The organism is Anabaena sp. WFMT (genome assembly GCF_051781005.1).
Lineage (GTDB): Bacteria > Cyanobacteriota > Cyanobacteriia > Cyanobacteriales > Nostocaceae > Anabaena.
Genome location: NZ_JBPWOA010000032.1, coordinates 265,907 through 278,892 on the forward strand (window position 1 = coordinate 265,907; position 12,986 = coordinate 278,892).

10 protein-coding genes are annotated in these 12,986 nt (G+C 39.4%); 8 read left to right on the forward strand and 2 right to left on the reverse strand.

The features are described from left to right. Window positions 1–46 precede the first annotated feature (46 nt). From ACSQ6I_RS21390 to ACSQ6I_RS21400, 3 genes are all read left to right on the forward strand, one after another. Window positions 47–3,175 carry a GAF domain-containing protein gene (locus ACSQ6I_RS21390; RefSeq protein WP_438892288.1) on the forward strand — a complete coding sequence of 1,043 codons (3,129 nt, stop codon included), beginning with the start codon at window positions 47–49 and terminating at the stop codon, window positions 3,173–3,175. A gap of 19 nt (window positions 3,176–3,194) precedes the next feature. Next, complete coding sequence (locus tag ACSQ6I_RS21395; protein ID WP_438892289.1) at window positions 3,195–5,000, forward strand: putative bifunctional diguanylate cyclase/phosphodiesterase; 1,806 nt, start codon at window positions 3,195–3,197, stop codon at window positions 4,998–5,000. Window positions 5,001–5,103: 103 nt separating this feature from the next. After that, a complete protein-coding gene (locus ACSQ6I_RS21400) occupies window positions 5,104–6,393 on the forward strand; it encodes a hybrid sensor histidine kinase/response regulator (protein ID WP_438892290.1) in 1,290 nt (429 codons plus the stop codon). A 264-nt stretch (window positions 6,394–6,657) separates the two neighbouring features. Here ACSQ6I_RS21400 and csaB read toward each other — a convergent pair whose 3' ends face one another. Next, the gene (csaB, locus tag ACSQ6I_RS21405) at window positions 6,658–7,710 is read right to left on the reverse strand and encodes a polysaccharide pyruvyl transferase CsaB (protein WP_438892291.1); all 1,053 of its coding nucleotides are present in this window, start codon (window positions 7,708–7,710) and stop codon (window positions 6,658–6,660) included. Window positions 7,711–7,743: 33 nt separating this feature from the next. Between csaB and ACSQ6I_RS21410 the strand changes: the two genes are divergently transcribed. The 3 genes from ACSQ6I_RS21410 (at window position 7,744) to hisA (ending at window position 9,225) form a co-directional block, all read left to right on the forward strand. Next, a complete protein-coding gene (locus ACSQ6I_RS21410) occupies window positions 7,744–8,079 on the forward strand; it encodes a DUF2499 domain-containing protein (RefSeq protein ID WP_323309977.1) in 336 nt (111 codons plus the stop codon). Continuing rightward, window positions 8,076–8,369, forward strand: a complete 294-nt coding sequence (locus ACSQ6I_RS21415) for a DUF3593 domain-containing protein (protein ID WP_438892292.1) — start codon at window positions 8,076–8,078, stop codon at window positions 8,367–8,369. The genes ACSQ6I_RS21410 and ACSQ6I_RS21415 overlap by 4 nt, the downstream gene beginning before the upstream one ends. 82 nt (window positions 8,370–8,451) lie before the next feature. Then, on the forward strand, window positions 8,452–9,225 hold the full coding sequence (gene hisA, locus ACSQ6I_RS21420) for a 1-(5-phosphoribosyl)-5-[(5-phosphoribosylamino)methylideneamino]imidazole-4-carboxamide isomerase (protein WP_438892293.1): 774 nt from the start codon (window positions 8,452–8,454) through the stop codon (window positions 9,223–9,225). A gap of 368 nt (window positions 9,226–9,593) precedes the next feature. Here the strand turns inward: hisA and ACSQ6I_RS21425 are convergent, their stop codons facing one another. Continuing rightward, the gene (locus ACSQ6I_RS21425) at window positions 9,594–10,073 is read right to left on the reverse strand and encodes a type IV pilin-like G/H family protein (RefSeq protein ID WP_438892294.1); all 480 of its coding nucleotides are present in this window, start codon (window positions 10,071–10,073) and stop codon (window positions 9,594–9,596) included. Window positions 10,074–10,153: 80 nt separating this feature from the next. On the opposite strand from ACSQ6I_RS21425, the gene ACSQ6I_RS21430 reads away from it, so the two are divergent. Continuing rightward, window positions 10,154–11,569, forward strand: coding sequence for a serine/threonine protein kinase (locus tag ACSQ6I_RS21430; RefSeq protein WP_438892295.1), 1,416 nt, complete (start codon window positions 10,154–10,156; stop codon window positions 11,567–11,569). A gap of 3 nt (window positions 11,570–11,572) precedes the next feature. Further along, window positions 11,573–12,940 carry a serine/threonine protein kinase gene (locus ACSQ6I_RS21435; protein WP_438892296.1) on the forward strand — a complete coding sequence of 456 codons (1,368 nt, stop codon included), beginning with the start codon at window positions 11,573–11,575 and terminating at the stop codon, window positions 12,938–12,940. Window positions 12,941–12,986: the final 46 nt, after the last annotated feature.

Here is a 12,986-nt window from a genome sequence, read left to right on the forward strand (position 1 = left end):
GTATTGGATTAATGATAATGCTTATTAATGACAACAAGGTGAAACTATGCAAACAATATTATGGGAATTATTTCCGCGTTTTTTGGTGAATAATTCATACATTCCACATGGACATTGCTATCTCTGGCAAACGCCTCTTGTAGGTTTGCATTTAATCAGTGATGCGCTAATTGCGATCGCTTATTTCTCTATTCCAGTCATGCTGATCTACTTTGTCAGCAAGCGGAGTGATATTCCCTTCTCCAAAGTATTTGTCCTCTTTGGGGCATTTATTATCCTCTGTGGTATCGGACACCTGCTCGATATTTGGACACTTTGGCATCCAGACTACTGGATTTCTGGCATTGAACGCGCTCTGACTGCTTTCGTTTCTTGTTATACAGCTTTACAACTAGTAGAACTCCTGCCGCAATTTTTGGCATTAAGAACACCAGAACAGCTAGAAGCCATCAACCAGGAATTAGAAAAGCAAATAGCAGAACGGCAACGCACCGAAGAAACTCTGGAAATGATTGTAGCTGGAACTGCTTCGGTGACTGGAAACGATTTTTTTTCGGCGCTGGTGCAGAATCTAGCTAAAGCCTTAAATGTGTCCTACGCGCTGGTGTCTAGGACAGTTAATGGTTCTACCCCCACTCTGCGTACTCTGGCGCTTTGGGCTGTTTCTAATTTAGCAGAGAACATTGAATATGAATTAACGGATACTCCTTGCCAAGTGGTAATAGAGAATCAGCTATTGTGTTCTTATCCAAATAATTTGCAAGAGTCTTTTCCCAATACTCCATTGCTCAAAGACATGGACGCACAGAGTTATGTAGGCTTACCCTTACTAGATATCAATCAGAATGTGATTGGTAATCTCTGCATTATTGATATTAAACCCTTTCTAGTAGATGAACGCACCATTACACTTCTAAATGTATTTGCCGCACGAGCTTCGACTGAACTGCAACGCAAATGGGCAGAAGAAGAAAAACACCAAGCGTATGAGGAACTAGAATTTCGAGTTGTGGAGCGCACAACTGAACTTATTAGAACTAATAACGCTCTAGAAAGTGAAATTAGCGAACGGATTGCTGCTGAAGTTGCTATGAGGGTAATGGCAGAGCGAGAACAGGCAATTAACAGGGTAATTTTGCGAATGCGTCAAACCCTGAATTTGGAATCAATTTTCAATGTCACCACCACAGAATTACGACAAACGATAGATTGCGATCGCGTTTTGATTTATCGCTTCCAACCAGATTGGAGTGGGGAATTAGTTTCCGAGTCGGTAAATCAACATTGGAATATCTTGCTGCCTGGACGAGCAAAAGATCCTAAACTTACCCAAGTGACTGTAGATCAACCCGATTGTGTCACCACTAAACTGAGTACTACAGATGTTTTGAGCCATGATACCTATTTACAAGACAACAAAGGGGGTATGTTACGCAAAAAAAATACTTATTGCTGCGTTAATGATATCTACACAGCCGGATTTGATCCTTGCTATCTCAATCTTTTAGAAGAATTGCAAGCACGAGCTTATATTATTACTCCCATCTGTTGTGGCAAAAATCTCTGGGGTTTGTTAGCAGTTTATCAAAATAGTAATTCCCGCAACTGGCAACAAGCAGAAATTGGCATTGTTACCCAAATTGGTAATCAATTGGGGGTAGCAGTGCAACAAGCAGAACTACTCGCCCAAACCCAGCAACAGGCAAAGGAACTGAAACGGGCTAAAGAAGCCGCTGATGCTGCAAATCGGGCTAAAAGTGAATTTTTGGCGAATATGAGTCATGAACTGCGTACCCCCCTCAATGCCATTCTGGGCTTTACTCAGTTGATGCAGCAAGATAAATCTTTAACTATTGACTATCAAAGGTATATCGAAATCATTAACCAAAGTGGTGAACACCTGTTAGCGCTGATTAATGATGTGCTGGAGATGTCGAAAATTGAAGCTGGCAGGATTTCACTCGATGAAACAGAGTTTGATTTGCACAAGTTGCTCTACAGTTTAGAAGCGATGTTCCTGATGAAATCGCAATCTAAAGGCGTACAACTAAGGTTTAATAGTGATATTACTGTTCCTCAGCACATCAAAACTGATGAAAATAAATTGCGTCAGGTACTCATTAACCTGTTAGGCAATGCCATCAAGTTTACCGAAAAAGGAAGTGTATCCTTGCGAGTTAGTAGCCAGGAGTCATTAACAGGGGACACAGGCAGAGAGAATATCCTCTTATTTGCAGTTGAAGATACAGGCCCTGGTATTGCCTTAGAAGAACTGAGTGATTTATTTCAGGCGTTTCAGCAAACACGAGCCGGGCAAAAATCTAAAGAAGGAACAGGTTTGGGATTGGGGATAAGTCAGCGGTTTGTGCAGTTGATGGGTGGAGAAATTACTGTTACTAGCAAACTAGGCCAAGGTAGTTGTTTCAGTTTTAGTATTCCAGTTAGTTTGACAAAAGCAGCCCTTAATTCCAGTTCATTTCCCGTTGATCATGCAATCAGTATTGCTCCTGGGCAGTACTATCGAATTATGATTGCTGAAGATAATGCTACTAACAGATTGCTACTGAGCAAAATCTTGATCAGATTAGGCTTTGAAGTGAAGGAAGCTGAAAATGGACAAATTGCGATCGCACTCTGGCAGCAATGGCAACCTCACCTCATCTTTATGGATATGCATATGCCTATTCTTGATGGCTATCAAGCAACTCGGCAAATCCGTCAAATAGAACAAGAATTAGCAACTGAGCAAAGTCCCACCCCGACCAAAATTATCGCTCTCACTGCCAGTGCTTTTACCGAACAGCGACAGGAAAGCTTAGACGCAGGTTGTGACGATTTTGTCAGCAAACCATTCCGCTGGGAAGAAATTCTAGAAATCCTATCCAAGCATCTTCAAATAGAATACTTGTATGAATCGACTTCCGGCAGTGATATTACCCTGAACACAATTTCGTTTTCATCCGAATATGTTCTTGATCAAATGGCCTTAGCTATTATGCCAGCGGCATGGATTCAGGAATTACACTTTGCGGCAGTCCAAGGTAATGATATGAGTAGTCTTCACCTCATTGCTCAAATCCCCCCTGAGCAAACTTCTTTGATTGCAGCTTTAACCGGACTGATTGAAAGTTATCAGTTTGACAAATTGATGTTATTAACGCAACCAAGAGAATGAGGATATTTAAGGTGAATTTATGACCATTGACAACCAGCCGAATCAACTTTTACCACAACCTGCCCCAATCAACATCCTCATTGTTGATGATGTTCTGGAAAATATTCGTCTCCTCTCCAGTATTTTGGAGCGTAATGGATACCAGACCCGTAAAGCACTTAGTGGTACAATGGCACTTACAGCAACTGTAGCGGCTCCACCTAGTCTAATTTTATTAGATATCAGAATGCCGGATATGAGTGGTTATCAGGTTTGTCAAGAACTGAAATCAAACCCCCAGACTGCTCACATTCCCATCATTTTTTTAAGTGCAGCAGATGATATTGCTGATAAAGTACAGGCTTTTCAAGTAGGTGGTGCAGACTATATTACCAAACCATTCCATATCGAAGAAGTATTAGCGCGGGTTCAACATCAACTGACCATCATTAAAGCTCAACAAACGATTTGCAATCTCAATGCACAGTTAGAGGAACGAGTGAGAGAACGTACCCAACAGCTAGAAATTGCCAATTCCCAACTTGCAGAAATGGCTTTTCAAGATCCGTTGACTAAGCTACCTAACCGGGCATTGTTAATGGAGCAACTTTGGCAAGCTATCAAGGAACAAGAGTCAAATCCTGATCATCAATTTGCTGTATTTTATTTGGATTGCGATCGCTTTAAAATTATCAACGACTCTTTAGGACACCCAGTAGGAGATGAGTTACTGATTGCCGTTTCTCAACGTCTCAAATCCATTTTACATCCAGAAGATGTCTTGGCACGTCTAGGAGGTGATGAATTTGTTCTCTTGCTCACCAGACTCTCTGATCCTGTTACAGTTATTCACATAGCCGAAGGAATTTCTAGCCATTTTGCCCACCCCTTTTATCTCCAAGAACGAGAGGTTTTTCTCTCATTTAGCATTGGTATTGTTGCCGACTGCTCAACTTATTCTGAACCTGATGCTTTGCTGCGAGATGCCGACATAGCCATGTATCAAGCCAAAACCGCAGGTAAAGACAAATACCAAATCTTCGCCCCAGCAATGCACCAAACTGCCTGTGAGCGATTACAAATGGAAACAGATTTGCGGAAAGCCATTAAACAACAAGAGTTTGTTCTCAATTATCAGCCGATTATTAACCTGGCAACAGGCAAAATTATCGGTGCTGAAGCCCTAATTCGCTGGCATCATCCTACTCAGGGATGTATTTCTCCAGTGCAATTTATCCCCATTGCAGAAGAAACAGGTTTGATTTTAAAACTAGGTCACTGGGTACTTAAAGAAGCCTGTTATCAACTTCGTCTCTGGCAGCAAAAACAGATTGTAGATTTATCATTTACCATCAGTGTTAATATATCAGCTTACCAGTTTTCTCAATCTAACCTTGTAGAGCAAATTGATAACATTTTAGCAGAAAGTCAACTTTCCCCAGAATGCTTAAAGTTAGAAATTACCGAAACAGCCATCATGGAAAATTTTGCCTCTGCTGCTAATATTATTTCTAATCTGCGAAAACGACATATTCAATTGAGTATAGATGATTTTGGGACAGGCTATTCCTCACTCAGCTACTTGCATTATTTTCCCGTTGACAACATCAAAATTGATCGCTCATTTATTCGGTATTTAACTGAAAATTCTGATAGTTTGGGATTGGTGACTGCAATTATCCAAATTGCTAAAACAATGGGCATGACTCTCATAGCTGAAGGAATTGAAACTAGTGAACAACTGAACCAACTGCAACTATTAGATTGTCAATTTGGTCAAGGCTACCTGTTTTCCAAACCTCTAGACTCTGACAATCTGGCTAAATTAATATCGACAAGTCTTTAATAATCTCATAAATAACCAATGATTCCTTAATAGTACAAGTCCCCAGATTTATCAGTAGGGTCAATCCAAAATTGTCTGACTTTTATTTTTACATAAAAAAACCATGAATATGCGTACACAAAACAACGCATTTATAGCGGATATTCTCATTGTTGATGATAAACTTGAAAATATTCGTTTTTTATCCGATTTTTTATCGAGAGAAAATTATCAAATTCGGAAAGCAATTAATGGACAAGCTGCATTAATGGCTGTTAATTCACTTCTCCCCGATTTGATTCTTTTAGATATCAATATGCCAGGAATGGGAGGTTATGACGTATGTAAATATTTAAAAAATGACCCCAAAACTAGTTCAACTCCTGTGATTTTTCTAAGTGCTGGCAATGAAGTTGATGATAAGGTTCGTGCCTTTGAAGTTGGAGGTATTGACTACATTACTAAACCATTTCATTTAGAGGAAGTACTAGCCAGAGTAAAAACTCAATTAAAACTCCAAAATTTACAAAAGGATTTAATATCTAACAATGAAAAACTCAAAAATATGTTTTTCTCATTAGAGAATGCTCAGTCTGAACTCATTCAAAAAGAAAATCTAATTAATGCAGGTCGAATCGCCGCCGGAATTTCTCATGAAATTAATAACCCGCTCAGTTTTATTCTTTGTAATATTAATCCTGCATCTGAATATAGTGAACAACTAATTAGTCTTATTAATCTTTATCAAAAATCATTTCCAGATGCAACTCCACAAATCAAAGATTTGATAGCAGAAATTGAATTAGATTTTCTGCTTCCAGATTTCACAAGAATTCTTCATTCTATTCGCACAGGAGCCGAACGAATTCGCTCAGTGATTCAAGCTCTACATATCTTTTATCGTCTTGATAAATCAGGTATAAAAATGTTTGATATTCACGAAAATATTGATAGCAATATTGTCACATTAGATCATCAATTTACAATCAAAAATGCTTCGCCTAATATTTCTATTATAAAAGACTATGCAGATATTCCATCATTTACTGGTTATGTAAATTTATTCAATCAAGCGATAATAAACCTTTTGCAAAATGCTATTGATGCACTGGAAGCAAAAATTGATTTAAATATTGATGGTTCATTTCAACCTACAGTTTGGATTCATACACACACCACAGAAAATAAAATAATCATCAGCATTAAAGACAATGGTATAGGAGTTTCCGAAGAAAATAGATCTAGTCTATTTCAGCCATTTTTTACGACAAAATTAGTTGGTAAAAAATATGGATTAGGTTTATTTACTACCTACCAAATTATTAATGATCTTCATAAAGGTAATTTAATTTACCATAACTGTCCTGAAGGAGGCTCAGAATTTGTGATTGAACTTCCAATATCAAGATTGTAAAATCATGGTATGGACATAAAGCAGAATTCAGGAGTCAGGAGTCAGGAGTCAGGAGTCAGAAGTAAAACTGGCTTTGTGTATAGGTTTCAATTTAGATTTTGTACCTCCTAACTACGCAAACTGCTGTATCAAGAGTTTGAAGGTTAAAAAGGTGAATCAGGTTCAAGGAATAAGCGTTGAAACTACCAAAAACCTATCACTTGACCAAATTCAAGACTATTCTTCTAATTCTTCCTCCTGACTCCTGACTCCTGACTTCTAGCCCTACTTATTACTCAAGGATTCTCTCAATAAATCCCGATGTAAAAAAGCCTCATTTACTAAAGATAGTATTTTCTCAGATGATAATGCTTCACTATTGTGATAATATTGAATCCAAGTTTTACTAATTAAATCTACATCAGTTGGTAAATCCTTTAAATCCCATCCAGGTATTTCTAAATCTTCCATCAAACGGTTGACCTTGGGGTCATAACTCAAAGCAAAACAACGACAACCTTCACTAGCTGCCATAATTAAACTGTGTAGACGCATCCCTATTGCCATTTCTACACCACGAAATATACCTTTTAAAAGTTGTGGATCTTCTGCACAGATAATTTTACTAACATCTTTTAATTGCAATTGAATTTTTTCTGCAATTCCTAAATCTTCACTTTTTTGAAAAGGTAATAATAAAATAAATGTTTGGGTAGCTTTTTGTAAATCAACTAAGGCATGAATTAAATTTGCTAACCGAGTTTCTGTAAGTTGGGGATGATTTCTTAAAATAACGGCAATTCTAGGTTTTGGTAAATCTGCTAATTCTGGTACTGGTTTAGACTCTAACGCCCAAACTGGGTCAGGTGCAAGGATATGAGGTATGCCCCAATTTGATAATAAAGCCGCACTAGAGCGATCGCGTACACTGATTTTAGTACAAAGAGCAAAATTTCGCTTTGCTAACCAACGAGTTTGCGATCGCAATAAAGGCCCTATTCCCTGTCCCCAAGCTACAGTTTTCAAACCCATAGCTTGAGCTAAAGCCATTAATCCCCCATAATAAAAAGGGCTAATGCTGCTAGTCGCATCCTGCATTAAACTTCCACCACCCCAGATAAAAGCATCACAGGAACGCAAAGCTTTGATAATCTGCAAAAACGCCATACGGTTGTAACTTTCCACACCATAACGCTTTTTAGTTTCCTCAGGATTCCCAGAAAGCACCACAGGCGTTACATCAGGTGGTAGCATTTGCAGAAGTGTTGCCAACAAAGCTTCATCACCACCATTACCTTTACCGTAATACCCAGACAATAACGCCCGTATCTTCACCATTTTAAATTTTAGATTTTGAATTTTGAATTAATTATGCACGCTCTTTCGATTCCCACCTGGATAATTCATGTTTCTAGCGTCATTGAGTGGATAGTCGCTATTTGGTTAATCTGGACTTATGGTGAACTCACAAAAAACCGTAGTTGGTGGGGATTGTCCTTTGCCATGTTACCAGCTTTAATCAGCGCCATGTGTGCTTGCACTTGGCATTATTTCGACAACGCCGAATCGCTAGAATGGATAGTAACACTGCAAGCTGCCATGACATTAGTTGGTAATTTTACCCTTTGGGCAGCAGCCGTGTGGATTTGGCGTTCTACCAAGTCTGCAAACCCAGTTGAGCCAAAAACTATCAAATCAGAGCAATGATATCAAAAGAAACCCTTTTTGCCCTTTCTCTGTTTCCCTATTTGGGTTTCTTGTGGTTTATCAGCCGCAGTCCGCAAATGCCACGTTTAGCCCTATATGGATTTTACGGTACTTTGGTATTCGTCGGCGTTACTATCCCCGCAGGTATTTATGCCAAAGTCGCTTATGGAGAACAATTAGCCAATATAGACTGGTTACATGGTGGTGCAGAGGTCTTTTTAACCCTTGCCAACATTTTACTAGTGTTAGGTTTTCGCCAAGCAGTGCAAGAATTAAAAAGTAAAAATTAAGTACAGAAAAACTCTGTCTTTCTCCTCTGCGCCTCTGCGCCTCTGCGTGACAAAAAAATTATTGTTTATGAGGAAAAAATAAATGCAAGTAATACCAGCAATTGATTTACTAGAAGGTCGCTGTGTGCGACTTTATAAAGGAGACTATGAGCGATCGCAAGTATTTAGCGAAAACCCCGTCGAAGTAGCCAAACTCTGGGAAGAACAAGGTGCGACAAGATTGCATTTAGTTGATTTAGATGGCGCAAAAGCTGGGAAAATCGTTAACTTAGCCGCAATTGAAGCTATAACTAATGCAGTTTCCATCCCCATTGAAGTAGGTGGCGGATTGCGCGATCGCTCCAGTGTGCAACAATTATTTAATCTCGGCGTAAATTGGGCAATTCTCGGAACCGTTGCTGTCGAACAACCCCAGCTAGTTCAACAACTCTGTCAAGAATTTCCCCAACAGATTATAGTTGGCATAGATGCCCGTAATGGTTTAGTCGCAACTCGCGGTTGGTTAGAAACTTCTGAAGTTTTAGCCACCCAACTCGCTACCCAAATGCAAGAACTAGGTGCAGCAGCCATTATTTACACCGATATTAACCGTGATGGTACTCTAGAAGGGCCAAATCTAGACGCATTACGAGAACTCGCTGGTGCAATTTCCATCCCTGTTATCGCTTCTGGTGGTGTAAGTTCAATTACCGACTTGTTAAGTTTATTAGCCTTAGAACCCCAAGGTGTAACAGGCGTAATAGTTGGCAAAGCTTTGTATACTGAAGATATTATCCTCACAGAAGCATTACGTGCGATCGGCCCAGGACGCATTCAAGATATTCCACCCAACTTAGATTTTTCTAGCTTTGCTTGAACATTCCAGATTTCGGGAATGATTTATCTTACTTTTGTAGATAAAATTATCATCGAAGGTCAAGGTGAATTCTGATGTCTAACCAAAAAGTAACTTCTAAGCCAAAGCTTAAAGCACAGCAGATATACACAAAAGCTAAAAAACCTCAGCCCCCTAAAGGACTAGGAAAACCAAAAACAGAATAATAATTCAACGTAAGAATTCAGGAGTCAGGAGTCAGGAGTCAGGAGTCAGGAGTGAGGAGGAACAAAGAAGAAAGAAGAAAATTTTTCCCTCTGACCGTTTCTTGTTCCCTGCTCTATCAAATATTCTGTATACTGAATCCTTACAATTCAAAATTCAAACAAAATGTAGAAATGTAAGTCTATTTATGTCTCTACATTTTTTATTTGAAGAGTTTGAACACCGCAAGTCAAAGTTAAATTGTCGAAAATAGGATCTGTCGCCGGAGTTACACCTGGTTCTTCGGATTCACAAACAATAGAAATTGCTTTTCGTGGTTGACCTCCTGGTAAACCAACAAACATTCCTACATAACTTTTGAGATGCTGAGATTTAGAGGTAGCATAGTAAAATATTTGGTTTTCTGACCGTCTAATAAAATTAGTATAAAATTCTGGATAAGCATTAATCAACCATCCTCTTTGTTTGACATCTTCGACCAGTTGCCCAGTTCGTTCATAAGCCCAAGTTTGCTCTTGGCAGAGTTTTTGCATTGCTTGTTTAGCATTAGTTTGAGGAGGTTCAATAAAATTTTCGCTGCACCGAGATAGCAAGAGAGTCATGGTGAGGACGACAAAGATGCCAATTATTTTTAGCCAGTTACGGTCGCGCGATAAAGCTTTCATATTTATATTCTCCTAATAATTACGAATTACGAATTACGAATTATCAATTACTTTGACTATCTTATGAGTATATTGGAGAAATGAATCAGCCAAAACATATTTGGAGTGCCGGACAAATTCTGCAAAACCGTTATCAACTTCAGCAGCAATTGGGTGACAATGGCGATAGACAAACTTGGCTGGCCAAAGATTTAACGCCTCAACTGTCTCAGTCTGTTGTGGTGAAGCTTTTACCCTTTCATGCTCAGATGCAGTGGGATGAATTGAAGTTGTTTGAGCGGGAAATTGCAGTTCTTAAAGCCCTGAAGCATTCACGAGTACCGCGCTATCTCGATTCATTTGAAATTGAATCATCAACGAAAATGAGTTGGTTTGTGTTGGTGGAAGCATTTATTCCAGGGCGATCGCTTGGACAAATCATTGAACAAGGGTATCCGCTGACTGCCATGCAAATCCGCAAAATTGCCGTGCAGGTGCTGATTATTTTGAGCGATTTACATCAAGGAAATCCTCAGCTTTTACATCGAGATATAAAACCCAGTAATTTAATGTTAGGCAGTGACAGTCAGATTTATCTGATTGATTTTGGGGCAGTTCAAGATCAACAAACTACAGGTGCAACCTTTACTGTTGTGGGAACAAGTGGATATGCACCTCCAGAACAATTTTTTGGTCGCGCTGTTCCTGAATCGGATTTGTATGCGTTGGGTGCAACGTTAATCCATTTGCTTACTGGCATCTCTCCTAGTGATTTACCACAGCAAGAATTACGGATGCAGTTTCGTGATTTGGTGGCGATTCCTGATGCCTTTGCTGAGTGGATTGAGAAGTTGATAGCACCGGATGTAAGCGATCGCTTTCCCACGGCTCTCCAGGCGCTAGAAGCACTCAATGCGATCGATATGAAGCCAACTGTGCGAGGGCAACCCCTCCCTTCTCACACTCGCATTCAAATAGACAAAACCGCACACCGTCTGCTTATTCACTTTCCTGGAATTGGCTTATCTCCTCAACAGTCGGCTGTGTTTTTACTGGAATTTAGTTTACTGGGAATTCTCATTTGGTGGTTGTGGACTGGGTTTCCCCCAAGCAATAACCTACCTGGAGCCATTCCTGAAGAGGCAGAATTTACAAGAATTCTTCGCATCTTGGCAACAATTCCTTGGTGCATGACATTCTGCACAGTGATGACGCAACTCTGGCAACAATGGCAACCCAATCGAATTGATTTTCAAAAGGGCATATTTAAATTGGACTGGAAACTTTTGGGCAGACATTGGTGGCGACAAAGTGGACATATCGGAGATATTCAAGAAGTCGATATCGGTATGCAAGTTTCAACGCACAAACCCTGGTTTAGTAAAAGTCACCAAACTCCCATGATTTTGATTCAAGCCGGAAATCGCCGCTATACCTTTGGCGCTGGTTTCACAGAAGCGGAGAATATATGGCTTCTTCAAGAAATTAAACATTGGCTCAAAAGCAAGGAGAAATAATCTGTGCAATCTGGACAAGTTCTACAACAACGCTATCAACTGCAAACAGTTTTGGGAAAAACCCAAGGACGACAGACTTGGCTGGCAACAGATTTAACCAATCAGTCTTCTGTAGTAGTGAAGTTGTTGGTGCAAAATCCTCAGTTGCAGTGGCAGGATATCAAGCTGTTTGAACGCGAGGCAACCGTCCTCAAAAACTTGCAACATCCCCGAATTCCTCGCTATCAAGATGCGTTTAGCCTTGATACCCCAGAAGGTTCAGATTTGCCTTGGTTTGGCTTGGTGCAAGATTATTTGCCGGGAACCACGTTGCAGAAACTACTTGAGAGTGATGCCAGAATCACAGAAAAACAGGCGAGAGCGATCGCACTCGAAACACTACAAATATTGATTTACCTACATGAATTAAATCCACCTGTTTTACATCGTGATATTAAACCTAGTAATTTATTGATTGGTCAAGATCAACATATTTACTTAATTGATTTTGGGGCAGTTCAAAATCGTGTCAAAGCAGAGCGTTCGACGATGACAGTCGTGGGTACTTACGGCTATACTCCACTGGAACAATTTCGAGGACAAACCGTTCCTGCATCAGATTTATATGCACTAGGAGCAACATTAATTCATTTGCTCACTGGCGTTGCTCCGGCAGACTTGCCACAAAAAAAATTAAAAATACAGTTTGCAGATTTAGTCTCCTTATCTCCCAACTTCCGAACTTGGCTAGAAATATTAATTGAGCCAACGTTAGAACATCGTTTTATTACTGCACGGCAAGCGCTACAAACTTTACAAACCGGAATTAACAAACCACTCAAAAGCATTTCTCAACCTCTCGGCAGCAGAGTAAAACTGCAATCTTCTCCGCATCAAATCATCGTTAAACTTCCCGCACCTAAAATACGAATTTTGTCAATGAGTTTAACGTTAGCTTTGATGTTTGCACTCTTCTTACTGCTGCGAGTGTTAACGTTTCTTTCAGACTTTATGTCTCCTATCATATTCTATGCAATTTCGTCGCTCTGGATTGTTTGGGGAATTATACTAATCTATAATATAATCCGTTATTTAAGTCTTCTCCGTTATCAGTTTGTACAATTTAACAAAACGCAATTCATTATCGAGAAGCAAATTTATGGAATTTGTTATCATCGACAAAAAAGACCAATTTCTGATCTTCAAGCTGTTCAACAAAGTGTGCAGAAGAGCCAAGCACAATCATTTTTACCGCAATCTGGCAAAACAGAACTAGATATCGTAACCCTTCAAACCGCAAAGCAAACTTACAATATTGGCATTGAATTAACCGCCTCTGAATGTGCCTGGTTAGCTCAAGAAATCAATGATTGGTTAAAGCTAATCAAATAAGTTTCTTTAGATGAATAAATTTTAGTATGAAAATGATCCTAAATAT

Bases quoted from the DNA above. Each gene is read 5' to 3' on its own strand.
- ACSQ6I_RS21390 (WP_438892288.1), top strand. From the start codon at position 47: ATGCAAACAATATTATGGGAATTATTTCCGCGTTTTTTGGTGAATAAT.
- ACSQ6I_RS21395 (WP_438892289.1), top strand. From the start codon at position 3,195: ATGACCATTGACAACCAGCCGAATCAACTTTTACCACAACCTGCCCCA.
- ACSQ6I_RS21400 (WP_438892290.1), top strand. From the start codon at position 5,104: ATGAATATGCGTACACAAAACAACGCATTTATAGCGGATATTCTCATT.
- csaB (WP_438892291.1), bottom strand. From the start codon at position 7,710: ATGGTGAAGATACGGGCGTTATTGTCTGGGTATTACGGTAAAGGTAAT.
- ACSQ6I_RS21410 (WP_323309977.1), top strand. From the start codon at position 7,744: ATGCACGCTCTTTCGATTCCCACCTGGATAATTCATGTTTCTAGCGTC.
- ACSQ6I_RS21415 (WP_438892292.1), top strand. From the start codon at position 8,076: ATGATATCAAAAGAAACCCTTTTTGCCCTTTCTCTGTTTCCCTATTTG.
- hisA (WP_438892293.1), top strand. From the start codon at position 8,452: ATGCAAGTAATACCAGCAATTGATTTACTAGAAGGTCGCTGTGTGCGA.
- ACSQ6I_RS21425 (WP_438892294.1), bottom strand. From the start codon at position 10,073: ATGAAAGCTTTATCGCGCGACCGTAACTGGCTAAAAATAATTGGCATC.
- ACSQ6I_RS21430 (WP_438892295.1), top strand. From the start codon at position 10,154: ATGAATCAGCCAAAACATATTTGGAGTGCCGGACAAATTCTGCAAAAC.